The organism is Variovorax sp. 3319, assembly GCF_031456585.1.
GTDB classification, from domain to species: Bacteria; Pseudomonadota; Gammaproteobacteria; order Burkholderiales; family Burkholderiaceae_C; genus Variovorax; species Variovorax paradoxus_P.
On the sequence record NZ_JAVDUZ010000004.1, the window covers coordinates 272,296 to 297,391 of the forward strand.

A 25,096-nucleotide genomic window follows, 5' to 3' on the forward strand; every position below is an offset into this window, starting at 1 on the left:
GCCGGCATGGAACGCGCCGGCATCCAGTTCCTGTTTGCCGGCACCATCTTCAGCAGCGCGTTCCTGCTGTTTCTCGTCCAGCCGCTCATCGCCAAGCAGATCCTGCCCTGGTTCGGCGGTTCGGCCGCAGTGTGGTCGATCTGCATGGTGTTCTTCCAGGCCGTGCTGCTTGCGGGCTATGCCTATTCCGATTGGGTCACGCGCCACCTCCGTGTGCGAATGCAGGCCGCATTGCATGTGGGCCTCTTGCTCGCGAGCCTGGCGTTTCTGCCGCTCGTGGTTGCAGCGCGATGGAAGCCCACCGGCGCCGAAGACCCCACGTGGCTGATCCTCGGCCTGCTGCTCGCGACCATCGGCCTTCCGTACTTTCTGCTTTCGACCACCGGGCCGCTGGTGCAGTCGTGGGTGGCGCGCACACCCTGGAGCGCGCGGGTGTACCGGTACTTCTCGCTGTCGAACCTGGCCTCGCTGCTGTCGCTCCTGAGCTATCCGGTGCTGATCGAGCCGCGCAGCTCGCTGCTTCAGCAGGCGCAGGGATGGTCCTGGGGCTATGGCGCGTTCGCGGTGCTTTGCGCGGGCACGACCCTGCTCGTGGCATACCGATGGCCAGGGGCAGCGCCTGCATCGGCATTGCAGGCCGTGGCGAACCAGGCTTCGGGCGCGGGCGAAGAGAAGCCGCCGCGCTGGCCCGACGTGTTGCTTTGGCTCTCGCTTCCGGCCCTTGCGTCGTGGCTGCTGCTGGCCGTGACCAACCACATCAGCCAGAACATCGCCGCGGTTCCGTTTCTGTGGATATTGCCGCTCTCGCTGTACCTGTTCACCTTTGTGCTGTGCTTCGAAAGCGACCGCTGGTACCGGCGCGGCGTTTTTTTGCCGCTGGCGGCGGGCGTGCTGGTGCTGTGCGCCTTCGGCCTGCAGCACCACATCGGCTCGGCCGTGCGCACAGGGCTTCCGATCTATGTTGGCGGCCTGTTCGTGCTGTGCATGTTCCTGCACGGCGAAACCGCAAGGCTGCGGCCCGCGCCGCGCTATCTCACGCGCTTTTACCTGATGCTCTCGCTGGGTGGCGCCCTCGGCGGCGCGCTGGTCGGGCTGGTTGCGCCGCACGTGCTGCCCGCGTACTACGAGCTGGGCATCGGGCTTGCGTTGACGGCGCTCGTGGCGGTGGCGGTTCTGCGCCACCGCACATGGCTGCGGATTTCGGGCGTGGCCTTGGCGGCCTGCTGCGCCTATTTTCTGGTGGTGCAAATCCGCAGCGACAGGGACGGCTCGCGGCACCTGATGCGCAATTTCTACGGTGCGCTGATCACCTTCGACGTGCGGCGCACCGATCCCGCAAGCTACGTGCGGCTGCTGTCGCACGGTTCCATCAAGCACGGCGAACAGTTTCTCGACCCGCTCAGGCGGCGCGAGCCCACCACCTATTACGGCGCCACCTCGGGCATAGGCCGGGCCATGGCTGCTGCGCCAAGCGGTCCGCGCCGTGTCGGGCTGATCGGCCTGGGTGCAGGCACGCTCGCCAGCTACGGCCGCGCCGGAGACGTCTATCGCATCTACGAGATCAACCCGCAGGTGTTCGAACTGGCGGACAGCGAGTTCACCTTTCTGCGCGACAGCGCCGCCCACATCGAGCGCGTGCTGGGCGACGCGCGGCTGGCCCTGGAGCGCGAGCCGCCGCAGGGCTTCGACCTGCTGGCGGTCGACGCTTTTTCAGGGGACGCGGTGCCGGTACACCTGCTCACGGCGGAGGCGATGGACGTGTACATGCGCCACATGAAGCCCGACGGCATCGTGGCCTTTCATGTCTCCAACCGCTACCTGGAGCTTGCCCCCGTGGTCGCGCAAATTGCGCAGTTGAAAGGCTTGAGCGCCATGCTCGTGAGCGACGACGCCAAGGATTCGAAGTGGCTCAACTCGACCGACTGGGTGCTGGTTGCGCGCGAGCCGGGTGTGCTGGCGCGCGGGCCGCTGCGGGGCGCGGCTTCGCCCATCGTGCTTCCGGCAAGCAGCCGGCCCTGGACGGACGACTTCAACAACCTGCTGGGCGCGCTCAGGTAGCGCCCATGGAAAAAGCCCCGCCGGCGCGTAGCCGTGCGGGGCTTCTTCAAGCGAAGCGCTGACTGCCGGTGTCAGGCCTTGGCGCTGAGGCATTCCTTCATGAACGCCTTGCGTGCATCGCCCTTGAGGGTCTTGGCCTTGTCGTCGGCGTTGCAGGTCTTCATTTTTTGCTGCTGGGTCTGCTTGGCGGTCATGGCCGGCTTGGCGCTCAGGCAGCTCTTCATGAAGGCCTTGCGCTCATCACCCTTCTTGTCGCCTGCTTCCTGGTTGCAGGTGGTCATCTTGCTTTGCTGGGCGGTGGGGGCCTTGGCTGCCGGCATGGCTGGCGTGGCCGGCGTAGCGGGGGTGGCGGCCGGAGCGACGACCACAGGCGCGGGCGCCTTGTCTTGTGCCTGTGCGGCGCCAAATGAGAGACAGGCGCCCAGGGTAACCAGGGAAAGGAGCTTTTTCATGGTGATATGTCCTTGCAAGCTTGGGTTGTGACAGGTGCCCCGCCCCGGGGTCGCCCATCCTAACGGGCGGACACATGCATTCGATGACCGTTGCCGCCGCCGCCCGGGTTTGCCCCCGGTAAAATCCGCAGATGCTATTGGTCAAACAGGAGCTGCTCGCGGCGCTCGCGAACACGCTCGAATCCCTCTCGCCCGGCGCTGGCTCCAAAGCCGCGTTCGAGTCGCCCAAAGTGGCCGCCCATGGCGATTTCGCCAGCACGGCTGCCATGCAGCTCGCCAAACCGCTCGGCCGCAAGCCGCGCGAACTGGCCGAAGAGCTCAGCGCCGCGCTGCTCGCCACCCCCGTTTTCGGCCAGTGGGTCGAAGCCATCGAGATTGCCGGCCCCGGCTTTCTCAACATCCGCCTCAAGACGTCCGCCAAGCAGCAGATCGTGCGCGAGGTGCTGAACGCGGGTGACGCCTTCGGCCGTCAGCCCGCCACCGGCGAAAAGGTGCTGGTCGAATTTGTCTCGGCCAACCCCACCGGTCCGCTGCATGTGGGCCACGGCCGCCAGGCGGCGCTCGGCGACGCCATCTGCAACCTGCGTGCCTCGCAGGGCGACACCGTGTGGCGCGAGTTCTATTACAACGACGCCGGCGTGCAGATCCAGACGCTGGCCAACAGCACCCAGTTGCGCGCCCGCGGCTTCAAGCCCGGCGATCCCGAATGGCCGAGCGGCGAAAAGGCCCCTGCCTACAACGGCGACTACATCGCCGACATCGCCGAAGACTTCAAGGCGAAGAAGACCGTCAAGTCGGACGACCGCGAATACAGCGCGAGCGGCAACATCGACGACCTCGACTCGATCCGCGAATTTGCCGTGGCCTACCTGCGCCGCGAGCAGGACCTCGACCTGCAGGCCTTCCGCGTGCGCTTCGACAATTACTACCTCGAATCGAGCCTCTACACCAGCGGCCGGGTCGAGGCCGCGGTGCAAAAGCTCGTGGCTGCCGGCAAGACCTACGAGCAGGACGGTGCGCTGTGGCTCAAGTCGACCGACTACGGCGACGACAAGGACCGCGTGATGAAGAAGCAGGACGGTACGTACACGTACTTCGTGCCCGACGTCGCATATCACATTGCCAAGTGGGAGCGCGGCTTCCACAAGGTCGTCAACATCCAGGGCACCGACCACCACGGCACCATCGCGCGCGTGCGGGCCGGCCTGCAGGCGGCGGGCGTCGGCATTCCCGAGGGCTACCCGGACTACGTTCTGCACACCATGGTGCGCGTGATGAAGGGCGGCGAAGAGGTCAAGATCAGCAAGCGCGCGGGCAGCTACGTCACGCTGCGCGACCTTATCGAATGGACCAGCACCGACGCCGTGCGCTTCTTCCTTCTGAGCCGCAAGCCCGACACCGAATACACCTTCGACGTCGACCTGGCCGTGACGAAGAACAACGACAACCCGGTGTACTACGTGCAGTACGCCCATGCGCGCATCTGCTCGGTGCTGGCCGGCTGGGGCGGCGACGCCGCCACGCTGAAGAACGTCGACCTGTCGCCGCTCGAAAGCCCGGCCGCGCAGGCGCTCATGCTGCTGCTTGCCAAGTACCCCGCCATGCTCACGGCCGCCGCGAAGGATTTCGCCCCGCACGACGTGACTTTCTATTTGCGCGAACTCGCCGCCAGCTACCACAGCTACTACGACGCCGAGCGCATCCTGGTCGACGAAGAGCCGGTGAAGCTTGCGCGGCTTGCCCTCGTCGCCGCCACTGCGCAGGTGCTGCACAATGGCCTCGCGATTCTCGGCGTCAGTGCGCCGAGCAAGATGTGAAAACACCATGAAGAAGACAACCAGACAACGCGGCAACATCGTCATCGGCCTCATCATCGGCCTGGTGCTGGGGTTGGGGGTCGCGCTGGGCATTGCGGTCTACGTGACCAAGGTGCCGATTCCGTTCGTAACCAAGACCCAGCGCGGCGGTGCCGAGCAGGACGAAGCCGAGGCCCGCAAGAACCGCGACTGGGACCCGAACGCGCCGCTCGCGGGCAAGCCCGGTACGCCGGCCAAGCCGCCCGCAGCCGCCACTGGCCCGGTTGCTCCCGCCGCCGGCGACAACACGGCCGTGGCACCGGGAGCGGCGCCGCCCGCTCCGCCGGTGCCGGTGGTCGTGGCGCCCAAGCCTGCGCGTCCGGCGCCGGTTCCGGCCGAAGCCAATTCGCTGCCGCCGTCCAACGATCCGCTGGGCGATCTCGCCCGTGCACGTGCAGGCGGCAACAGTGGCAGCACCACCACGGCCTCTGCCGCGCCCAGCAGCAACAGCAGTGCGGCGCCGTCGTCCGGCCCCGATCCGTTCATGTACTTCGTGCAGGCCGGCGCGTTCCGCACCACCGACGACGCCGAGGCCCAGCGTGCCAAGCTGTCGCTGATGGGCGTCGAAGCCCGGGTGACCGAGCGCGAACAGGCAGGCCGCACCGTCTACCGTGTGCGTGCGGGTCCGTTCAACAAGAAGGACGACGCCGACCGCCTGAAAGAGCGGCTCGACAGCGGCGGCCTCGAATCGGCGCTGGTTCGCGTGCAGCGCTGAGGTTTATCGCCCGGCGGCGGCAGCCTTTCGGCAGCCGTCATGAATAATCTCTAAGCTTCGCGGCACGGGCCGCCGCCAGGATTGGCCCCGGGTATGCCGCATGCGGGAACTCCGCGCGGCGCCCCGGCTCTGTCTGCCGTACCCAACAGGAGAACTTTTTCAATGAAACGTCGTGACTTTTCGCTGGCCGCCACTTCGCTCGGTCTGATTTCGCTGGCTGGCAATACGGCGCATGCCCAGGCGCGCGCGCCCAAGGCCGGCACCGAGTACCTGGTGCTCGACAAGCGCGTGCCCGTCGACGCGTCCGCCGGCAAGGTCGAGGTGATCGAGTTCTTCTCGTACAACTGCCCGCACTGCAACGATTTCGAGCCGCAGCTCGAAGCCTGGCTCAAGACGGCCCCCAAGGAAGTGGCTTTCCGCCGCGTGCCGGTGCCATTCGTGGGCAACGACGTCGAATCCAAGCAGCGCCTGTACTACGCGCTCGAAGCCATGGGCAAGGTCGAGGAATTCCAGCCGAAGATCTTCAACGCCATTCACAAGCAGCGCCAGAACGTCAACGGCGACGCCAACATCATCGCCTGGGCCACGGCCAACGGCCTCGATGGCGCCAAGTTCAAGGAAGTGTTTACCTCGTTCAGCGTGGCCAGCAAGGCCAAGCGCGCCACGCAGCTGACCGAAGCCTACAAGGTGGCCGGCGTTCCGGCGCTGGCCGTGGGCGGCCGCTGGTACGTGGACGGCGAGCTGGCCGGCAACATGACCAAGGCGCTCCAGGTCACCAACTACCTGATCGGCGAAGCCAAGAAGGGCTGACCCGCCCTTCAGGGGCAAAGCGGCGGTCCCGGCAAATGCCGGTTCCGCAGCATTCCCCGGTGGATGTCAAGCCCGCTTTGGCGGGCTTTTTCATCTGTGCGCGCCGGGCTGGCGCGATCCGCCGCATACAATGCAGAGCAAGTTTCGTGCCTCTATGACATCGCACTCCTACTCCAACACCACTCCTCTTCTTGGTTGCGCCGGCCGCCTGGCCCGCCTCTGCATTGGCGCGCTGTGCCTGGCCGGTGCCGTCTCCGGTGCCCTGGCTGAAACCGCCGACCGCAGCAAGCCGATGAACATCGAGTCGGACGCCATGCGTTACGACGACCTCAAGCAGACCAGCGTGTTCACCGGGAACGTGCTGGTTACCAAGGGCACCATCATCATCCGGGGCGCACGGATCGACGTGCGCCAGGACGCCGAGGGCTACCAGTACGGCGTGGTCACCGCTGCGCCGGGCAAGCGGGCCTACTACAAGCAAAAGCGCAACGCGCCCGACGAGTGGATCGAGGGCGAGTCGGAAGTCATCGAGTACGACAGCCGCGCCGACAACGTCAAGTTCATCCGCAACGCCGTCATGCGCCGCCTGATCGGCGCCACGCCCAACGACGAAAGCACCGGTGCGCTCATCGTCTACGACCAGAGCAACGACACCTACACGGTCAACGGCTCCACCGTGCCGCCCAATGCCGGGGTCAACGCACCATCGGGCGGACGGGTCAGGACCATCCTCACGCCCAAGAGCGCCACCGCACCGGGCGCTCCGGCGCCCGGTGCCGGCGCACGGCCGGCCCCCGCGGCGCCCCAGCCGGCACCAGGAACCGGCCTGCGCCCGAGCACCACCCTCGACACCGACGGGGAAGGGCGCAAGTGATCGAAACCGCAGGACACCAGAACGCCGATGGCACGCCGGGCAGCCGCCTGGTGGTGCGCGGCCTGCAAAAAAGCTACGGCAGCCGCAAGGTCGTCAAGGACGTTTCGCTCGATGTGCAAAAGGGCGAAGTCGTGGGCTTGCTCGGCCCCAACGGCGCCGGCAAGACCACCTCGTTCTACATGATCGTGGGCCTGGTGCGTGCCGATGCCGGCGAGATCACCATCGACGGCGAACCCATCGCGCACATGCCGATTCACCGCCGCGCCCGCATGGGCCTGAGCTACCTGCCGCAGGAAGCGTCGATCTTCCGCAAGCTCAGCGTCGAGGAAAACGTGCGTGCCGTGCTCGAACTCCAGCGCGAACCCGACGGCAACGGCAAGCCTGCCCCACTCACCAAGCAGCGCATCGAAGAACGCCTTTCGGGGCTCCTGGCCGACCTGCGGGTGGACCACCTTCGCGATTCCCCGGCGCTCGCGCTTTCGGGCGGCGAACGGCGCCGGGTCGAAATTGCCCGCGCGCTGGCCACGCAGCCGCGCTTCATCCTGCTGGACGAGCCCTTTGCCGGCATCGACCCCATCGCGGTGATCGAAATCCAGCGGATCATCAGCTTTCTGAAGGAGCGCGGCATCGGCGTGCTCATTACCGACCACAACGTGCGTGAAACGCTGGGCATCTGCGATCACGCGTTCATCATCAGCGACGGGCATGTGCTGGCACAAGGCACACCCTCGGAGATCGTCGACAACGCCGAAGTACGCAGGGTGTACCTCGGCGAGCACTTCCGGATGTAAGGGAGGAGTCGGTCTCCATGAAGCAAGGGCTGTCCCTTCGCGTCTCGCAGCACCTGGCGCTCACGCCCCAGTTGCAGCAGTCGATCCGGCTGCTGCAGCTCTCCACGCTCGAACTGAGCCAGGAAGTGGAGCAGATGCTCGACGAAAACCCGTTCCTCGAACGCACCGCGGAAGAAGCGGCGCGCGAGGAATTCGGGCTCGACGCCGTCGACACCCCGGCTCCGCGCGATGAAGCGGCGGAGGCCGGCGAAGGCGAATTCGCCTCGCTGCCGGCCAGCAGCGCGACCACCTCTGCGTCCGAAACCCCCACCACCGAGGCCGACGCCCCCGCCGCCGACATTGCCGAGCGCGAGCCCGACTGGGAAGGCGACGGCACCGTCGACATGGCGCCGGACGACAGCGAATGGGGCGGCGACGCGCCCGCGCGGCAAAACAACCTTGGCGACGACGAGCGCGCCGACGCCACCGAACTCGCGCGCAGCCAGGAGTCGCTGCAGTCCTTCCTGCACCGGCAGGCGCTCAGCCTGCGCCTGAACGAGAACGACAGCGCCGCGCTGCGCTTCCTGATCGAATCGCTCAACGACGACGGCTACCTCGAAGATTCGCTACCCGCCCTGGCCTCGGGCCTTGCAGGCGACGACAACGATCAGTTCGACGAACTGGTCCACCACTTCCAGGTGGCGCTCGGCCTGCTGCAAAGCCTGGAGCCCGCCGGTGTCGGCGCGCGAGACCTGGGCGAATGCCTGAGCATCCAGCTGCGCGCGCTGGCCGGCAAGAACGAAACCGAAGAGCAGGCGCTGGTCCGCAAGACCGCCATCGCCATCTGCAAGCAGCCGATGGAACTGCTCGCGCGGCGCGACTTCAAGCGCCTGGCCACGCTTACCCGCACCAACGAAGACCTGGTGCGCTCGGCGCTGCAGGTCATCTCGCGCCTCGAGCCCAAGCCGGGCCGCCGCTTTGTCGACGTCGAGCGCAACATCGTGATTCCCGACGTCATCGTTACCAAGGTCGGCCGCGGCACCAACGTCAAGTTCCGCGTCATGCTCAACCCCGAGGTAATGCCGCGCCTGCGCGTGCACGACATCTACGCCGGCGCGCTCAAGTCGCACAAGGGCGAGGGCAGCCAGGCCCTGTCGCAGCGGCTGCAGGAGGCGCGCTGGTTCATCAAGAACATACAGCAGCGCTTCGACACCATCCTGCGCGTGAGCAATGCCATCGTCGAGCGGCAAAAGAGCTACTTCGTGCACGGCGAGCTCGCCATGCGCCCGCTGGTGCTGCGTGAGATTGCCGACGAGCTCGGCCTGCACGAATCGACCATCTCGCGCGTAACCACGGCCAAGTACATGGCCACACCGTTCGGCACGGTCGAGCTCAAATATTTCTTCGGCTCGGCACTCGGCACCGAAACCGGCGGCAATGCGTCGAGCACCGCAGTGCGTGCGCTGATCAAGCAGTTCGTGAGTTCCGAAAGCATCAAGAAGCCGCTGTCGGACAGCCAGATTTCCGAGATGCTGAAGGAGCAGGGCATCGAGTGCGCGCGGCGCACCGTGGCCAAGTACCGCGAGGCCCTGCGCATCGCGCCCGCCAACCTTCGCAAGGCGCTGTAGAAAGCCGCAATGGCCCGCCGCCGCCTGCCGTCGCGCTGTGGGCAATGGCTTGTGGCCATGGCGTCTGCGCTGCTGATCGGCGGCTGCGCCACCTTGCCCGACGAGGCGCCGCGTGCGCCCACCAAGGCCATGGCCGTGTCGGCAGACACCGCGCTGGGCAAGATCGCGCTGGCTTCGCAGCCCGACCCCGACCTGAGCGGCTTTCGATTGATGCCCGGCGGCGACTTTGCCTTCGACACGCGCATACAGCTCGCGCGCCGCGCCCAGCGCACGCTCGACGTGCAGTACTACCAGATCGAGAACGACGAAACCGGCCGCTACCTGCTGCGCACCCTGCGCGACGCGGCGGCGCGCGGCGTGCGCGTGCGCCTCTTGATGGACGACCTCTACACCTCGGGCGAGGACGAGCTGCTGCTCGGCCTTGCCGCCACGCCGAACGTCGAGTTGCGCCTTTTCAACCCGTTTCCGGCCGGGCGCGGCAGCCTGCTCAAGCGCTTCACGGCCTCGCTGTTCGACTTCAGCCGCGTCAACCGGCGCATGCACAACAAGCTCTTCATTGCCGACGGGGCCATGGCCGTGGCGGGTGGGCGCAACATCGGCAACCAGTATTTCAGACGCACGGCGGGCGAGAATTTTCTCGACCTCGACACTTTCGTGACCGGCGCGCTGGTGCCGCGGCTCGGCACCTTGTTCGACCAGTACTGGAACAGCCCCTATGTGCGGCCGATCCAGTCGGTGGTGCCCAGCCGCCTCGCGCATGAAGAACTGCAAAAGCGCTTCGAAGCCGCCACCGGCCCCGACACCACGCCGCCGCCGCCCCGGCCCGCGCCCAACGATTTGCTCGGCTACAGCCCGATGGCCGAAGACCTTGCCGCCGGCAAGCTCGGCCTGATCTGGGCCCTTGCCGAGGCCTATGCCGATTCGCCCGACCGTGTCATCGGCAAGACCGCGTCTTACGGCGGCGTGCCGCTGCTCGATGTCGACAGCGTGCGCTACAACGTGGTCGAGCAGATGCGGCGGGCGCGCTCCGAAGTGACCATCGTCTCGCCTTACCTGATCCCGGGCGAGGCCGGCCTGGAGGTCATGCGCGACATTCGCCGGCGCAACGTGAAGATCAGCGTGGTCACCAATTCGCTGGCCGCCACCGACGAGCCGCTGGTGCACACCGCCTACCGCCGCTACCGCCCCGACATGCTGAAGCTGGGCGCCGACCTGTATGAGCTCAGCACCACGCGCACCCGCCGCAGCGTGCGGCTGGGGCTCTTCGGCACTTCGGTGGGCCGGCTGCATGCCAAGTCGGCGGTAATCGACCGGCAGATACTTTTCGTCGGCTCGATGAACTTCGATCCGCGCTCGGAAACGCACAACACCGAAATCGGTCTCTTCATCCGCAGCCCCGAGATGGCGCAACAGGCGCTCAAGCTCATCGATGTGCTCAAGCAGCAGGGCGCCTACCGCCTGCGCTTCGCCGAGGACGGCAGCAAGTCGCGCATCGAGTGGATCAGCGAGGAGGCGGGCAAGACCACGGTGCTGAACGAGGAGCCCGACTCCGACTTCTGGGGCCGCGCAATGCTCGAACTGCTGTCTCCGCTCACACCCGAGAGCCTGCTGTAGCCGGGCCCAGCTTTCGCGCATGGCCCGGCAGCAGCGCGGGTCTACTGCTGCACGTTCACCGCTTCAACCTGCACCAGCAGCTTCACCTTGTTCTCGAAGCCGAAGTTCAGCCCCCAGGTAATGCCCCAGTCGCTGCGTTGCACCGTGGCTTCGAAGTCGCCGCCGCAGACCTGGCGGTTGATGAGCGGGTTCAGGTAGCAGTTGAAGCGCACGGCCTTCAGCGTGACCGGCTTGGTCTGGCCCATGAGCGTGAGCGTGCCGGGCACGTCGACCACCTTGTCGCCGTTGAACTCGATGCGGTCCGCCACGAAGCGGCCGGTCGGAAACTCGGCCACGTTGAAGAAGTCCTTGCTTTGCACGTGGCGGTTGAGCAGGTCGACTCCGGTGTTGATGGAGCTGATGTCCATGGTGATGTCGACCTTGCCGCTGCTGCCGGCGGCGTCGATCTGCACCGAGCCGTCCTTCGTGCTGAAGCGCCCCCGGTTGGTGGTGGTGCCGTAGTGCCCCATTTCGTACATCACGAACGTGTGGGTCGGGTCGATCACGTAGCTGGCATTCTTGACCGGGCCGCCCGCGGGCTTGGCGGCCACGGGTGGCGCTGTGTATTCCTGCGCAAGGGCCGGAGCGGCAAGAACCGCGGCAGAAAGCGCGGCAGCAATGGAGAGCTTCTTCATGGCAAAGGGGCGTGCTCGTGAAAAAAACGGTTTGGGAAGAAGAAACGGCGGCTCAAAGCGGACCGAGGCCCGCGAGAGTGAACTTGAAGCGAACCTGCACGTCGTTGCCGACCACCGAGGTATCGGTCCATTCGCCATCGCCCACCTTGTAGTCGAGCCGCTGGATCGTAAAGCTTCCGGTGGCCACCGCAAGATTGCCGGCGGGCGCAATGGTCACCGGCACCGTGACCTGCCGCGAAACGTTCTTGATGGTGAGCTTGCCCGCCATCTCGAAGCGGCCCTCGCCCAGCGCCTTGATGGCGTTCGACTGGAAGCTGGCCTGCGGAAAATGCGCGGTGTCGAACCACGGCGGCTTGGGCAGTTCGGCATCGCTCATCGGCACGCCGAGCGATGCGCTCGCCGTGTCGATCTGCAGCGCGACGGTGCCGCCTTCGGGCTTTCTCGGATCGAAGGCGACCTGCGCGTCGAACTTCTTGAAGGTGCCCTCCACGGGCACGCCCATCTGCTTGCTGACGAACGCAATCTGGCTCTTGTCGGCCACGAGCCGGGCCGGGCCCGCCGGCTCGGCACCCGCGGGGGCCAGCGGCGTGAGCGCCGCCGCCGCAAGGAACAAGCGAAGAATGCGCTTCATTGGGAAGATTCCTTGCGTGGCGCGGGCCACATGCGTTTCAAGATGCCGTCGCGGTCGATCCACTGGTGCTTGAGCACTGCCGCCACGTGCAGCAGCGCCACGGCAGCCAGCGTGAACGCGCTGCCCTTGTGCAGCGGCTTCAGCACGGCCTCCGCCAGTTCCTTGTCCACCGGCATGAAGTCGGGCAGCGGCAGCAGGCCGAACCACACGACCGGAAAACCCATTGCCGAGCTGTAGGCCCAGCCGAACAGCGGCACCGCGATAAACAGCAGGTACATCAGCGCATGGCTCGCCCGGTAACCGGTGCGCTGCCAGCGCGGCATGGCGGCCGCCGCGGGCGCCGGCAGCGGCGGCGGGGTGTGGCGCAGCCGCCAGAGCAGCCGCAGGGCCGACAGCAGGAGGATGGCCACGCCGGCCCATTTGTGCCAGTTGTAGAGCTTGATGCGGGCGGGCGAGAGCGGCAGGCCGGTCATGTAGAGGCCGACCCCGAGCGAGGCGACGATCATTGCCGCAAGCAGCCAGTGCAGCCCCATGGCAACCGGGCCGTAGCGCAGTTCTTGCGGGGCGGACGGGCGTGCATCGGCAACTGCGGCTGGGGCGGAAGGTAGGGGTGTGTCGGCGGGCATCGAAGCAGGACCAGCGGCCTGTGCGCGGAGCATATATCGGAAGAGACGAAGGCATCGCACGAGCCGTGCCAAGCGCGGCGACAATGGCGTTTCCCCAGCAGCCGATGACGATGGCGAACCCCTTGTGAACGATCTTTCCCTTTTCCTGCCTTGCGCCGCCGGCGTCGAGGAACTCCTGGCGCAAGAAGTCCATGCGCTCACCGGCCGCGTGGGGCAAGACCTGCTCACGCTGCGCGGCGGCGTGCGGGTGCGCGCCGAATGGCGCGACGCGCTCAAGCTCAACCTGCACAGCCGCCTCGCGCAACGCGTTCTGGTCGAACTGGCCCACGCGCCGTATCGCAGCGAAAACGACCTGTACGCCATTGCTAGCGGCGTGGCCTGGGAGATCTGGTTCACGCCCAAGCAGACTTTCAAGATCGAGACCACGGCCCAGCACAGCCCACTGCAGAGCCTGAACTTTGCAACGCTGCGCATCAAGGACGCCATTGCCGACCGTTTTCGCGCCAAGGCCAACGGCGTGCGCCCGAGCATCGAAACGCAATGGCCCGATTGCCGTGTGTTCGCCCACCTGACCACCGATCACTGCACGCTCTACATCGACACGTCGGGCGAGCCGCTCTTCAAGCGCGGCTGGCGGCAAGACAAAGGCGATGCGCCGCTCAAGGAAACCCTGGCCGCCGCCATGCTGGCCGCCAGCGGCTGGTGGAACCCCGAAACCGGCGCAGTGGCCGGCGAGCCGCTGTACGACCCGTGCTGCGGCAGCGGCACCATTGCCATCGAGGCGGCGCAAATTGCGCGCGGCATTCCGGCGGGATCGCTGCGGCGCTTCGGTTTCGAAAAGCTGCTGCCGTTCCAGGCGCACGTGTGGGATGCAATCAGGAAGGCCGCCCAATCGACTGCGCCCGTGCGCGAGGTTGCCATCTTCGGCTCCGATGTTTCACACCGCATGGTCGACTTTGCCGAGCGCAACGCAGAACGCGCCGGTGTTGCCGACGCCATCGAATTTCGCGGCGGCGACGCGCTGCAGCGCATGCCGCCGGCTGAAGGCGGCGTGATCATGCTCAACCCGCCCTACGGCGAGCGGATCGAAGTGGGCGGTGTCGCGCGCTTCGGTGCCCGTGAGGCCGCGCAGACGCCCGGCAATTCAGCAGGCGGCGAAGGCGGGCAGGCCGGCGATGGCGGCGAGTTCTTTCCGCAGCTTGCCACGCACTGGAAGAAAAACTACGCCGGCTGGACCGCCTGGGTGCTCACGCCCGACCTGAAGCTGCCCCGGCAGATGCGGCTCAAGGAGTCGCGCCGCGTGCCGATGTGGAACGGCCCCATCGAGTGCCGGCTGTTCCGCTTCGACATGGTGGCCGGCTCGGCGCGGAAGTAGCCGCGGCCAAGCGGCGTTGGGGCTATTTCGCCGCGCCCACGCCGCACGCCGCGTTCACCGTTCGCCCTGCCAGGTCGCCCGGCAGGCCGGCAAAATTCATCGGACGAACGTCGCCTTCCTCGAACTCGCGCACGGCCAGGGGCGGCCCGACGAAGTTTGGCTCGGCGAAGTAGGTGGCGCTCACATAGCGCGCCTTGCGCGCTTCGCAATCGACGCTCGCCTTTGCCGCGACAGACCGGAACTTGAGGCCGTCGTGCCCGGCGCGGGGCTCGGCCAGGCTGATCCGCACCGCCACCAGCCGCTTGCTCCCATCGACCACCACGCTGGTCGGATCGACCTGCACATAGGTGTTGGCCGCTTCCCCGGGCGAACCAGTCAGGGTGAGCCATTCCGCATGGGCGAGGGGGCCGGCGCAAAGGACGAGCAGCAGCAGGGAAAGTCGTTTCATGGTCAGAGGTTGGAGGGCGCCGCGCACGGGTCGGGGAGCAGATTGTGAATGGACTGCGCCGTTTGCGTTTGCGATAGCGCATGGTGCAACATCGGGGTTATTCCAAACGCACAAATCTCCATTTCTCCAGCAGAAGCAAACGCCGCACCCGGCGCCTTCGTGGTGATCGACACCAACATCGCGCTCGACCTGCTGGTGTTCGACAACCCCGATTGCCTGCCGCTGGCCGCCGCCCTTGCCGCCAGCGAACTGCGCTGGCTGGCTACTGCCGCCATGCGCAACGAGCTCGAGCGGGTGCTCGGCTATCCGCTCATTGCAGCCCGCCTGGCGCGCCGGAACCTCGCGCCGCAGAGCGTTCTGGCGGCTTTCGACGAGCGCGTGCTGCTGGTTGCCGAAACGCCTCCGCGCGCACCGTGCGTGTGCAAGGATCCGGACGACCAGGTCTTCATCGACCTGGCGGTCGCGCGGCGCGCGCGGCTGCTCAGCAAAGACCAGGCGGTACTGACGATGCGCAAGCGGCTCGCCGTGCAGGGCGTGGTGGTACAGGCGGTGCTGGCGTTCTAGCCGGCCAGGGTGGCCAAGGCCGGCCAGGGCTAGCGGTTGGCCGAAGCCGCCCCGGCGCCGTGCCATCGCCCCAGCAGCCGCGCCACCGCGCGCACGCGCTGCGTGTCGCGGCCCCAGCGGCGGCTGGCGGGCAGGCGCTGCGCCCACTTCATGCGCCGCGCCGCCTCGGCGATGCGTGCGCGAACTTCATCGCCTACTTCTGCAAGCGCGGCATGCCAGTGCACGCCGGCGGCTTCGGGTGCTGCGGCCTCGAGCATCATGGCCGTGGAGTGCAGGTAACTGAGCCAGTCGCGCGCCTGGCACTCGGCCAGCGTCATCACTTCAGAGGGGTCGTCCTCGAAATCGATGTAGCCGATGACCCCGTCGGGGCACTGCACCAGGTTGCGGTCGAAAGCCTGGCTCAGGTGCTGGCCGTGCACGTGCACCCTGGCAATGGCCGTCAGCCCCTCGCGCCACACGGCCAGCAGCGCGGCCGGTCCGGCTGCGGCGGCCTGGTCGAGCTTTTCCTGCAGCACCACGGTGTTGCGGCCGCTTTGGCCCAGGTCGGAAATCAGCAGGCCGTCGGGCTGCTGCGCCAGCACCGCGGGCACGCGAAGGCCCGCAGCCCCCAGTTGGCGGAGGCGCCGGGCCTCGGTGGCAATGGCCGTTTCGCCGCCGGGGTTGGGCACCGGCTTGATGATGTCCAGCCGCGCCATGCGCGCGACCGCAGCCATCACGCGGTAGCCCCATTTGCCGTGGCGCGGACCGGCTTTCTTGAGCCACACGCGTTCGCTGCCCAGCCGGTGGCTGGCCACGTTTTTCTGCTGCTTGGGCAAGGCCGCGCGCAAGAACTCGGCGTAGTCGCCGGGCCCCGGCACAAAAGGCTGCGCATCCAGTGGCGCAGGCGCCGAGGCCGCACCCTTGGCGCTTTGCAATCGCGCCGACCCGCCGCGTCGCAAGGGGTTCATGCGGCAAGCGGGAGACTCGACACCAGGCCGTGCGGCCCCTGTGTCACGGGCTGGAAACTCTCGGCGCTGGCCAGCGGCCAGTAGGTTCGGAACACGTTGTGCTGCTTGTCCAGCGGGCCGAGCAGGGCGCCCGGCTGCACCTGCATGACCAGGTTGCTCAAGAGGCGCACCTCGGTGTCGGAAATGCGCCGCACGATGTGGTGCGCGGTGATCTGCTGGGGATGGTCGAGGCCCGCGGCCTGCACCAGCTCCTGCAGCGCATGCAGGGTGCTGCGGTGAAAGTTGCGTACCCGGTCGGCCTTGGCCGGCACCACCAGCGCCTGCTGGCGCACCGGGTCTTGCGTGGTGACCCCGGTGGGGCAGTGGCCGGTGTGGCAGCTTTGAGCCTGGATGCAGCCCAGCGCCATCATGAAGCCGCGCGCCGCGTTGCACCAGTCGGCGCCCAGCGCCATCATGCGGGCCACGTCGAAAGCGGTGATCACCTTGCCCGCGCAGCCCAGCTTGATGCGGTGGCGCAGGTTCACGCCGATGAGCGTGTTGTGCACCAGCAGCAGGCCTTCCTGCAGCGGCGCGCCCACGTGGTCGCTGAACTCCACGGGCGCGGCGCCCGTGCCGCCCTCGGCCCCGTCCACCACGATGAAGTCGGGCGTGATGCCGGTCGCCTGCATGGCCTTGACGATGGCGAACCACTCCCACGGGTGGCCCAGGCAGAACTTGAAGCCCGTGGGCTTGCCGCCCGAAAGCTCGCGCAGCCTCGCGATGAAATGCATCATCTCGATGGGCGTGGTGAACGCGCTGTGCGAAGAGGGGGAAATGCAGTCGACCGCCACCCGCACGCCGCGCGCCGCCGCAATTTCGGGCGTGACCTTGGGTGCGGGCAGCACGCCGCCGTGCCCGGGCTTGGCACCCTGGCTCAGCTTGATCTCGATCATCTTCACCTGCGGGTCGCGCGCATTGGCGCTGAAGCGCTCGGCGTTGAAGGTGCCGTCGTCGTTGCGGCAGCCGAAATAGCCCGAGCCTATTTCCCAGATCAGGTCGCCGCCGTGCACGCGGTGGTGCTGCGAAATGGAGCCCTCGCCCGTGTCATGCGCAAAGCCGCCCATCTTGGCGCCCTGGTTGAGGGCGAGGATGGCGTTGGCGGACAGTGCGCCGAAGCTCATGGCCGAGATGTTGAACACGCTCGCGCTGTAGGGCTGCGTGCAGACCTGGGCCGGGTTGGCCTCCGAAGGCTGCGGCGTGCCGCCGATCACGATGCGGAAGTCGTGGTTGTCGAGCTTGGTCGGCTGCATCGAGTGGTTGATCCACTCGTAGCCCGCAATGGTCACGTCGAGCTGCGTGCCGAAGGGCCGGTTGTCGGGGTCGCCCTTGGCGCGCTGGTACACCAGCGAGCGTTGGGCGCGTGAGAACGGCGCGGCCTCGGAGTCGCTTTCGATGAAGTACTGGCGCATTTCCGGCCGGATGAATTCCAGCAGAAAGCGCAGGTGGCCGATGACCGGGTAGTTGCGCAGGATGGCATGGCGTGTTTGCCGCAAGTCGTGCACGCCGGTGGCGCTGAGCGCCCCGAAAACCACCAGCGCCACCCAGGCGAACCACAGGTGCGGGGACACCAGCACGGCGGCCAGGCTGGCAACGAGGCCCGCCACGCACAGGGCAAAGGCGCTGTAACGCGTCGGAAACGGAATAATCGTGGACATGGGGTGAAATGACTGCCGGAGCCTGCTGCATCATAGAGGGCTGCCCGGAACTTGCCATGACCACCACCAACGACACCCCCCAGGCCGCAGCGCCCGCCTCCACGCCCCTCGGCCCCGACGATTTCGACGCCCTCGACCAGGCGCTCGACGCCATGCGCGAGCATGACGAGGAGATTCCCCAATGGGAGTTCTGCGAAGGCTTCATGGCCGCGCTGATTTGCACCCGCCGGCCCATCGACCCCTCCGAATACTGGCCTGTGCTGCTGGGCGACGGCTTCGTTCCGGCCCAGCACATGGAGTTTGTCTGGAACTGGAAGCGCCGCTGGCTCGAAATCGAGCAAGGCCTGGACGCCGACGTGGAGTCGCTCGAGGACGAGCGCAGCTGGCAGCCCGAGGTGCTCGACACCCGCGGCGCCATTGCGTCGCTGCCCGAGGAAGAGCGCGCCGAGATCGAGGGCGAGGAAATCCCCTCGTTCGCCCAGGTGTGGGCGTTGGGTTTCATGTACGCGGTAGAAAATTGGCCCGAAGACTGGGCCGCGCCGCGCGACAAGGAAGCCGCGCAAATGCTGAACGACGCGCTCGACAACATCGTTGCGCTCACCGAGGACGACAAGGCCAAGCCCACGCTCTCGATGTACAGCGACGATGCCCCGCCCAGCGTGAGCCAGCAGCGGCTGGACGATTTCGGCGCCGCCATCTGGGCCGTGTACGACCTGCGCCAGCTCTGGAAGAGCCTGGGTCCGAAGGTCGAGACCATCCGCAAGGAAGCCGAGCCGGGCCGCAATGACCCGTGTCCCTGCGGCAGCGGCAAGAAATACAAGAAGTGCCACGGCGCCTGACCCAGGCGCCGCACGCCGCCTTCAGATCTTGAAGGCGCGCTGGATGTCCGGCCGCACCAGGTCCGCGTATTCGCGGTGCTTTCGGATGTAGCCTGCAATGAACTGGCACACCGGAATCACGTGGAGGCCCCTGGCGCGTGCCTCGTCGAGCACATGCCGCGCAATGCCCGAGCCCACGCCCTTGCCTTCGTGCTCGGGCAGCACCTCGGTGTGGGTGAACATGATGGCGTCGGTCAGCAGGTTGTATTCGGCATAGGCCGCAAGCTGGCCCTCCAGCGCGGCTTCGTAGCGGTGCTGAGCTTCGTTGTTGGTGATGGCGAGGTTGTTGCTGTTGCTCATGGTTGGCGTGCGAGATAGGTAACGAGATTGGTGGCCGCGGTGGCGCGCACTTTCTTGCGCAGCATCGGCGTCCATCCGAGCAGGAGTCCGGGCGCGCCCAGCGCCTGGCGCGACCAGGCCCAGAAGTCGAAGCTGTCGCGGTGCGTGGCAATCAGCCCGTCGGGCGTAAAGCCAAAGCGCGCATCGATGCTGTTGTCGACCAGCCGGCCGGTGGCGCTGAAGCGGTAGTGCGCATCCCAGTGCGCCCCGCCGCTGGTTTCGTCGGCATGCACGTCGCGCCACGTCAGCTTCCACACGTCGGCGCCGCCGGCCTTGGTTGCGCTGCAAAGCATGCGCCACATGCCGCCCACCTGCTGGCGGCCGCGCAATGAAAAGGCTTCGTCGTCGAACTGCGCATCGCTTGCATAGCAGGCGGCCATGGCGGCGGCGTCGAGCCTTGCAAACGCCTCGTAGAAACGTTCGATGGTCTGGGCATTGGCTGCTGCTGTCATTGATGTGTCTTTCTTATGGATGACGTGCGATGGCTGCGTGGCCGAAATGCCGCGTAGCGCGAAATCATAGACGGCGGCAGTCGCGGCGCGACGGGTTGCAGCGGGCCGGCCTACGGGCCGAGCAGGCCGGCCAGCGTTTGCAGTGCGTAGTGCACCGTGGCCGCGCGCACCGCGGCGCGGTCGCCGTCGAAGCGGCGCCGCTCGGTTCGCACCTGCCCGTCGATCGACCAGCCGAACCACACGGTGCCCACCGGCTTGTCGGGGCTGCCGCCGGTGGGGCCGGCCACGCCGGTCACCGCCACCGCCGCGCGTGCGGCCGAATGCGCGATGGCCCCTGCGGCCATGGCGCGCGCCACCGGCTCGCTGACCGCGCCGTGGGCCTCGATCAGCGCCGCATCGACGCCCAGCAGCTCGGTCTTGGCTGCGTTCGAGTAGGTGACGAAGCCGCGCTCGAACCAGGCGCTGGAGCCCGCCAGTTCGGTGCAGGCGCCGGCAATGAGCCCGCCGGTGCAGCTTTCGGCCGTGGCGAGCATCCAGCCTTTTTTCAGCAGCAGCCCGGCGGTGGCCGCAACCAGGGCGGGCGTGTCCAGGTCCGCAAGAACGCTGTAGGGGGCCGAGGGGTTCATGAAGTTCACCATGCGCGCCAGAGCGCAATGACCAGCAGCGTGCAAAACGCCGCCACAAGGTCGTCGAGGATGATGCCGAAGCCCGCGCGCCACCAACGCACTTCGGTGGCATTGCGCTGCTTGAACAGCCCGTCCGCCCAGGCCACCGGCCCCGGCTTGGCGGCATCGAAGAAACGGAACAGCCCGAACGCCACCGCCTGCGCCAGCAGGCCGGCCGGCGTAACCAGCCAGAGCACGATCCAGAACGCGATCACTTCGTCCCAGACGATGCAGCCCGGGTCTGCCACGCCCATGTCGCGCGCGGTCACGCTGCAGGCCCACCAGCCGACGGGGAGCGAAGCAAGGATGATCCAGCCGATGGTCGCCGGCGTGAACCACAGCTGCATGACCACGAAAGCCGCCCAGGCCCAGAGCGTGCCGACCGTGCCGGGCGCCACGCGCGGCAGCCCGGAGCCGAACCCCAGGGCAATGAAGTGCGCAGGGTGCGAGAGCAGAAAAGCCTTCGTGGGCCGGCGAGGCGCTGCAACCGGAATGGGCCCGGGCGATGAAGGGGATGGAGAAGAAGGAGGCGGAGGAGCGGCTTGCATCACAGCGAAGTGTCGCGCATCCACAGGCAGGCCGAAGCCCCTATTAATCAAAGAACTATCTTGTTTAAATAACGACTGCGGCCTAGTATCGGGCCCTCTCTCTCGACATTCGCTCCTTCGCGGGGCGCCGACCCGATGACCGCCCCACCCGCCGCATCCGCGTCTGCCGCCGACCCCGGTTCGCAGGCTTCAAACCCCTCCACCGCCGCCTGGGGCGAGTTGTTCCGGGGCCGCAACGGCTGGCGCTCCCTTGCACTGACAGGCGGCGTCGCGCTGCACGCCGTCAACGTGCACACCGTGACCACGGTGCTGCCCTCGGTGGTCAACGAAATCGGCGGGCTCGACTGGTATGCCTGGAGCACCACGCTCTTCGTGGTCGGATCGATCGTCGGTGCCACGCTTTCGGTGCGGCTGCTCGCCGCGCTGGGACCGCGCGGTGCGTGCCTGGTTGCGCTGGCGGCATTCACTGCCGGCTCGATAGGCTGTGCCCTGGCACCGGCCATGCCCTGGCTGCTTGCGGGCCGCACGGTGCAGGGGGTGGGCGGCGGCTTGCTGGCCGCGCTGAGCTACGGGCTGATCCGGCTCGTGTTCGCGCCGCGGCTCTGGCCGCGCGCAGTGGCGCTGGTGTCTGGAATGTGGGGCGTGGCCACGCTCTGCGGGCCGGCGGTCGGCGGCCTTTTCGCGCAGGCGGGGCACTGGCGCTGGGCCTTCTGGTCGTTGTTGCCGCTGGCGGCACTGCAGGCACTGCTGGTTGCGGTGCAGTTGCGGCCCGGCGCCGGCGTGCGGCACGAGCGGCCGGCGGGCATGCCGCGCATTCCCGCCCTGCAGATCGGCCTGCTGGCGGCGTCGGTGCTGCTGATTGCCGCAAGCGAGTTCGCACCGGCGCTGGCCTGGCAAACCGCCGGCGTGGCGGCGGGGCTCGGGCTTGGTGTGGCCGCTACCCGTGTGGACGGACGCGCCGCCGTGCGGTTGCTGCCCACCGGCGCCTATGCGGTGCGCACGCCGCTGGGCGCCATCTATGCCGGCGTGGTGCTGCTGATGATCGGCACCACCACCGAGATCTTCGTGCCGTATTTCCTGCAACTGCTGCACGGGCATTCGCCGTTGCTGGCGGGCTACCTCACGGCGGCAATGGCCGGGGGGTGGAGTGCGGGTTCGCTGTTGTCATCGGGGCGCAGCGGTGCGGGCGCCGACCGCATGCTGCGTGCCGGGCCGGTGGCCTGCACCCTGGGCCTGGTGGCACTGGCCGTGCTGATGCCAGGCCATGGCCGCCTTGGCGCGGTATTGGAAACGCTGCTTGTCGCCCTTGCCTTGGGCGCGGTCGGGCTGGGCGTGGGCATCGGCTGGCCGCACCTGGTCACGCGCGTGATGTCGCTCGCACCCAGAGGGCAAGAAAGCCTGGCCTCCGCTTCCATCACTACCGTGCAGCTCTACGGCATGGCTGTGGGCGCGGCGGTTGCCGGGCTGGTCGCAAACGCGGGCGGCCTTGCCGCTCCGGGTGGCGTGGCGGGCGCTCGCTCGGCCGCCTTCTGGCTGTTTGCAAGCTTTGCGCTCGCGCCGGCGTTGGCGGCATGGCTCGTTGCACGGTTTGCAACGGCCGCGCGCAATCGATAAGAAGGAAATGCGGTGCGGCGCGTTGCATCGCGGCTCAGGCCGAGATCGCGCCTTCCCACCGCAGCAGCCGCCTTCGGCCCTGTAGATGCCGTTTTTCGCCGCGCAGCTGCGCCACCAGCTCGTAGGCGTCGAACGGCACATGCGCGCCGCGCCACGCCACGTGCTGGTCGGCGCGGCACAGCACCAGGCGGTGCGTGTACGCGGGCGGCACTTCGGCGGCGTCGATGTCGACCACGGTAAGCGGCATGTCGTAGGCGCGTGCCGCGCGTTCGAGTGCCGAGACATCCGCGCTGCGATCGAAGCGCAGCAGCGTATAGCCCGGGCCGAACGCGTCGTACAGCGACCTGCCATCGCCCAGCCAGAAATGCGGCGCTCGGCACCCGGGCACGGTGGAAGGCGTGAAGCCGCCCATCGAATAGGCCGGCGCGGCGTGTTCGCCATCGGCCACGATGATCGGAGAGCCGGTGTAGAAGTAGCCGAAGTTCAAGCCGGCGCAGCAGAACTGCTGCACGTTGAGTTCGTAAGCCTCGCGGCCGACTTCTGCGCGCAGCGCATCGCCCGCGGGCCCGGGCGCCTCGATGTCCTGGGGCACGGCGCGCCGCGCGCGGATCATCTTCTGCGCATGTTCCATCGCAAAGTTCGACACCTGTTCGGTGATCGGCAGGCGCTCGGCTTCGTACGCGTCGAGCATGCCGTCGTCACCCCAGCCGCGCACGCAGGCGGCCAGCAGCCACGAGAGGTTGAGCGCATCGGCAATGCCCGCGTTCATTCCATACCCCGCGTAAGGCACCCACAAATGAGCCGCGTCGCCCGCAAGGAACACGCGGCCTTCGCGGAAGCGGTTGGCCACGAGGCGACGCCCCACCCAGTCTTCCTTGCTGATGACCTCGTAGGAAAAATCGGGCCCCACGCCCAAAATTTCACGCAGCGATTTGTCGCGGTCGACCGAATCGAACTCGGGCTCGTCGGCATTCAGGTGGTTGTGCACCAGCCATGTTTCCTGCCCGTCGATGGCAAACATGGTGCCGCAGCGGCGCGGGTTCATCGCGTAGCAAGACCACGCCGGCTTGCCCTGGATCAGCTCGCGCAGTTGCGGCGCGCGAATGAAGGTCGACTGCACGCGCTGGATCACGGCCGTGCCCTCCAGCTTTGCGCCAATCTGCTTGCGCACCGCGGAGCCGCCCCCGTCGCAGCCCACCATGTAGCGGCAGCGAACGGTGTGCGTTGCGCTGCTGTCCATGTCGACTGCGGTGGCGCTCACGCCCTTGCTGTCTTGGGTGAATGCGGTGAACTGCGTCCGGTTCAGCAACTTCACCCCAGGCAGCGCCGCCACGTGCCTCAGCAAGATCGGCTCCAGGTAAATCTGGTTGATGCGGTGCGGCGGCTCGGGCGTGGGCCAGCGCGCATCAGGTCCTTCGGTTTCGGTGTAGCGGTCGCGCCGGCACGGAATGGGAATGCGTGCGAGCTCCGTGCCCGTCACGCTGGTGCGAAACACCACGTCGTTGGGATAGTCGGCCAGCAGCCCCGCGTCGCGCACCTTTTGCGCTACGCCCAGGCGCCGAAACTGCTCCATGGTGCGCGAGGACACGTGGTTGCACTTCACGCTAGGCGGCTCGGCGAAGCGGCGTGTTTCGCAAATGATGACCGAGAGCCCGTGCGAAGCCAGGTCCATTGCCAGGGTGAGGCCCACCGGCCCCGCACCGACCACCAGCACGTCGGCATCGAATGTCTTGTCCGTCATGGTTTGTCCAACCCTTTCAGTCAAGCTTGATGTGGGCGTCCTGGATGACCTTGGCCCACTTCTTCGTTTCGGTGCGGATGTATGCGGCAAAGGCCTCCGGCGTGCCCGGCGAGGGCTCCACGCCAAGGTTGCGCATCGAGGCCTTGTTCTGTTCGTCCGCCAGCGCGGCGTTGATCTCGGCGTTGAGCCTTGCCACCACCGGCGCCGGTGTGCCGGCGGGTGCCACCACGCCGAACCAGCCGGTCGAGTCGTAACCTGGCAGCCCTGCCTCGGCCACTGTCGGCACATCGGGCAGCATGGGGAGCCGCGCCGGGCTTGTCACGGCAAAGGCAACCAGCTTGCCCGCCTTGATCTGCTGCAGGGACGAAGGCAGGTCGACCACCGCGAGCGGTATCTGGCCCGCCAGTGCGTCGAGTGCCGCAGGCCCCGAGCCGCGATACGGCACCTCCACCAGCTTGATGCCCGCCATCTGCGAGAAGAGCGCGGCAGAAAGATGCATGGCCGTGCCGTTGCCACCATGGCCAATGGAGAGTGAGCCCGGCTTTTCTTTTGCAAGTGCAATCAATTCGCGCTGCGTCTTGGCCGCCACCGAAGGATGCCCGACGATCACGAACGGAATGGCGGCGAGCATGCCCACCGGCTTGAAGTCTTTCAGCGGATCGAAAGGCATTTGCGGGTACAGGCTCGTGTTGGCCGACAGCGCACCGGCCGCGCCCACACCCAGCGTGTAGCCGTCGGCGGGCGCCTTGGCCACCAGCGAAAGGCCCACGTTGCCACCGGCGCCCGGGCGGTTGTCCACCACCACTTGCTGTCCGAGCTTCTCGTTCATGCGCGGCACCAGCATGCGCACCACGCCGTCGGCGCTGCCGCCTGGCGGAAAGGTCACCACCATGCGAATGGGCTTGTCGGGAAATTCGGCTGCAGCGGGCTGTGCCAGTGCGGTGCCGGCGAGCATTGCGCAGGCCGTGCCCAGCAGCAGTAGCTGCCGGCGGGGCGCATGCGTCCGGTGGGCCATTGTTCTTGTCATCGATTCACTCCTTGAATATTGGTCTTGTTTGATGCCGATTGGACGATGCCAGCATTTATCCGTAAATCAAGGAATTCCGTATCAAATATCATCTTT

Annotated in this window: 25 protein-coding genes; 12 read left to right on the forward strand and 13 right to left on the reverse strand. The window is 67.2% G+C overall.

What is annotated here, in order from left to right:
• Positions 1-6 precede the first annotated feature (6 nt).
• Complete coding sequence (locus J2X67_RS10805; protein WP_309952915.1) at positions 7-2,058, forward strand: fused MFS/spermidine synthase; 2,052 nt, start codon at positions 7-9, stop codon at positions 2,056-2,058.
• A 71-nt stretch (positions 2,059-2,129) separates the two neighbouring features.
• Here J2X67_RS10805 and J2X67_RS10810 read toward each other — a convergent pair whose 3' ends face one another.
• Entirely contained in the window at positions 2,130-2,510 is a 381-nt protein-coding gene (locus tag J2X67_RS10810) for a PsiF family protein (RefSeq protein ID WP_309952917.1), read from the reverse strand.
• 131 nt (positions 2,511-2,641) lie between these two features.
• Between J2X67_RS10810 and argS the strand changes: the two genes are divergently transcribed.
• The 7 genes from argS to J2X67_RS10845 all read left to right on the forward strand — a co-directional run bounded on the left by argS (position 2,642) and on the right by J2X67_RS10845 (position 10,777).
• Positions 2,642-4,327, forward strand: coding sequence for an arginine--tRNA ligase (gene argS / locus J2X67_RS10815; protein ID WP_309952919.1), 1,686 nt, complete (start codon positions 2,642-2,644; stop codon positions 4,325-4,327).
• 7 nt (positions 4,328-4,334) lie between these two features.
• On the forward strand, positions 4,335-5,081 hold the full coding sequence (locus tag J2X67_RS10820) for an SPOR domain-containing protein (protein WP_309952920.1): 747 nt from the start codon (positions 4,335-4,337) through the stop codon (positions 5,079-5,081).
• A 162-nt stretch (positions 5,082-5,243) separates the two neighbouring features.
• Positions 5,244-5,891 (forward strand): thiol:disulfide interchange protein DsbA/DsbL, encoded by a 648-nt coding sequence (locus J2X67_RS10825; protein ID WP_309952921.1) that lies wholly within the window; start codon positions 5,244-5,246, stop codon positions 5,889-5,891.
• A gap of 154 nt (positions 5,892-6,045) precedes the next feature.
• Positions 6,046-6,765: a lipopolysaccharide transport periplasmic protein LptA gene (lptA, locus tag J2X67_RS10830; protein WP_309952922.1), complete on the forward strand. Its 720-nt coding sequence runs from the start codon at positions 6,046-6,048 to the stop codon at positions 6,763-6,765.
• A complete protein-coding gene (gene lptB / locus J2X67_RS10835; protein WP_309952924.1) occupies positions 6,762-7,556 on the forward strand; it encodes an LPS export ABC transporter ATP-binding protein in 795 nt (264 codons plus the stop codon). The genes lptA and lptB overlap by 4 nt, the downstream gene beginning before the upstream one ends.
• A 17-nt stretch (positions 7,557-7,573) precedes the next feature.
• Positions 7,574-9,163, forward strand: a complete 1,590-nt coding sequence (rpoN, locus tag J2X67_RS10840; RefSeq protein WP_309952925.1) for an RNA polymerase factor sigma-54 — start codon at positions 7,574-7,576, stop codon at positions 9,161-9,163.
• 9 nt (positions 9,164-9,172) lie between these two features.
• Positions 9,173-10,777 (forward strand): phospholipase D family protein, encoded by a 1,605-nt coding sequence (locus J2X67_RS10845; protein WP_309952926.1) that lies wholly within the window; start codon positions 9,173-9,175, stop codon positions 10,775-10,777.
• 41 nt (positions 10,778-10,818) lie between these two features.
• Here the strand turns inward: J2X67_RS10845 and J2X67_RS10850 are convergent, their stop codons facing one another.
• The 3 genes from J2X67_RS10850 to J2X67_RS10860 are packed head-to-tail and all read right to left on the reverse strand — an operon-like array spanning position 10,819 to position 12,708.
• Positions 10,819-11,451: a YceI family protein gene (locus tag J2X67_RS10850; RefSeq protein ID WP_309952927.1), complete on the reverse strand. Its 633-nt coding sequence runs from the start codon at positions 11,449-11,451 to the stop codon at positions 10,819-10,821.
• A 52-nt stretch (positions 11,452-11,503) separates the two neighbouring features.
• On the reverse strand, positions 11,504-12,082 hold the full coding sequence (locus J2X67_RS10855; protein WP_309952928.1) for a YceI family protein: 579 nt from the start codon (positions 12,080-12,082) through the stop codon (positions 11,504-11,506).
• A complete protein-coding gene (locus J2X67_RS10860; RefSeq protein WP_309952929.1) occupies positions 12,079-12,708 on the reverse strand; it encodes a cytochrome b/b6 domain-containing protein in 630 nt (209 codons plus the stop codon). Before J2X67_RS10860 ends, J2X67_RS10855 begins: the two co-directional genes overlap by 4 nt.
• 124 nt (positions 12,709-12,832) lie before the next feature.
• Here J2X67_RS10860 and J2X67_RS10865 point away from each other — a divergent pair, with 124 nt between their 5' ends.
• Complete coding sequence (locus J2X67_RS10865; protein ID WP_309952931.1) at positions 12,833-14,083, forward strand: THUMP domain-containing protein; 1,251 nt, start codon at positions 12,833-12,835, stop codon at positions 14,081-14,083.
• Between the two features lie 22 nt (positions 14,084-14,105).
• Here the strand turns inward: J2X67_RS10865 and J2X67_RS10870 are convergent, their stop codons facing one another.
• Positions 14,106-14,531, reverse strand: a complete 426-nt coding sequence (locus J2X67_RS10870; protein ID WP_309952932.1) for a surface-adhesin E family protein — start codon at positions 14,529-14,531, stop codon at positions 14,106-14,108.
• A 159-nt stretch (positions 14,532-14,690) separates the two neighbouring features.
• On the opposite strand from J2X67_RS10870, the gene J2X67_RS10875 reads away from it, so the two are divergent.
• Positions 14,691-15,095, forward strand: coding sequence for a putative toxin-antitoxin system toxin component, PIN family (locus tag J2X67_RS10875; protein ID WP_309952934.1), 405 nt, complete (start codon positions 14,691-14,693; stop codon positions 15,093-15,095).
• Between the two features lie 29 nt (positions 15,096-15,124).
• Here the strand turns inward: J2X67_RS10875 and J2X67_RS10880 are convergent, their stop codons facing one another.
• Positions 15,125-16,042 carry a hypothetical protein gene (locus J2X67_RS10880; protein WP_309952935.1) on the reverse strand — a complete coding sequence of 306 codons (918 nt, stop codon included), beginning with the start codon at positions 16,040-16,042 and terminating at the stop codon, positions 15,125-15,127.
• A complete protein-coding gene (locus tag J2X67_RS10885; RefSeq protein WP_309952936.1) occupies positions 16,039-17,736 on the reverse strand; it encodes an FMN-binding glutamate synthase family protein in 1,698 nt (565 codons plus the stop codon). The genes J2X67_RS10880 and J2X67_RS10885 overlap by 4 nt, the downstream gene beginning before the upstream one ends.
• Positions 17,737-17,792: 56 nt before the next feature.
• On the opposite strand from J2X67_RS10885, the gene J2X67_RS10890 reads away from it, so the two are divergent.
• On the forward strand, positions 17,793-18,575 hold the full coding sequence (locus J2X67_RS10890) for a UPF0149 family protein (protein WP_309952937.1): 783 nt from the start codon (positions 17,793-17,795) through the stop codon (positions 18,573-18,575).
• 21 nt (positions 18,576-18,596) lie between these two features.
• Here the strand turns inward: J2X67_RS10890 and J2X67_RS10895 are convergent, their stop codons facing one another.
• The 4 genes from J2X67_RS10895 to J2X67_RS10910 form a co-directional block, all read right to left on the reverse strand.
• Positions 18,597-18,914 carry a GNAT family N-acetyltransferase gene (locus J2X67_RS10895; protein WP_309952938.1) on the reverse strand — a complete coding sequence of 106 codons (318 nt, stop codon included), beginning with the start codon at positions 18,912-18,914 and terminating at the stop codon, positions 18,597-18,599.
• On the reverse strand, positions 18,911-19,405 hold the full coding sequence (locus tag J2X67_RS10900; RefSeq protein WP_309952939.1) for a nuclear transport factor 2 family protein: 495 nt from the start codon (positions 19,403-19,405) through the stop codon (positions 18,911-18,913). Before J2X67_RS10900 ends, J2X67_RS10895 begins: the two co-directional genes overlap by 4 nt.
• Positions 19,406-19,515: 110 nt before the next feature.
• Positions 19,516-20,043 carry a CinA family protein gene (locus J2X67_RS10905; RefSeq protein ID WP_409050483.1) on the reverse strand — a complete coding sequence of 176 codons (528 nt, stop codon included), beginning with the start codon at positions 20,041-20,043 and terminating at the stop codon, positions 19,516-19,518.
• The gene (locus J2X67_RS10910) at positions 20,037-20,618 is read right to left on the reverse strand and encodes a phosphatidylglycerophosphatase A (protein ID WP_309952942.1); all 582 of its coding nucleotides are present in this window, start codon (positions 20,616-20,618) and stop codon (positions 20,037-20,039) included. Before J2X67_RS10910 ends, J2X67_RS10905 begins: the two co-directional genes overlap by 7 nt.
• Before the next feature lie 135 nt (positions 20,619-20,753).
• On the opposite strand from J2X67_RS10910, the gene J2X67_RS10915 reads away from it, so the two are divergent.
• Positions 20,754-22,232 (forward strand): MFS transporter, encoded by a 1,479-nt coding sequence (locus tag J2X67_RS10915; protein ID WP_309952943.1) that lies wholly within the window; start codon positions 20,754-20,756, stop codon positions 22,230-22,232.
• A 34-nt stretch (positions 22,233-22,266) separates the two neighbouring features.
• Here the strand turns inward: J2X67_RS10915 and J2X67_RS10920 are convergent, their stop codons facing one another.
• Complete coding sequence (locus J2X67_RS10920) at positions 22,267-23,973, reverse strand: FAD-dependent oxidoreductase (RefSeq protein ID WP_309952945.1); 1,707 nt, start codon at positions 23,971-23,973, stop codon at positions 22,267-22,269.
• A gap of 16 nt (positions 23,974-23,989) precedes the next feature.
• On the reverse strand, positions 23,990-25,000 hold the full coding sequence (locus J2X67_RS10925) for a tripartite tricarboxylate transporter substrate binding protein (RefSeq protein WP_309952947.1): 1,011 nt from the start codon (positions 24,998-25,000) through the stop codon (positions 23,990-23,992).
• Between the last annotated feature and the right edge of the window lie 96 nt (positions 25,001-25,096).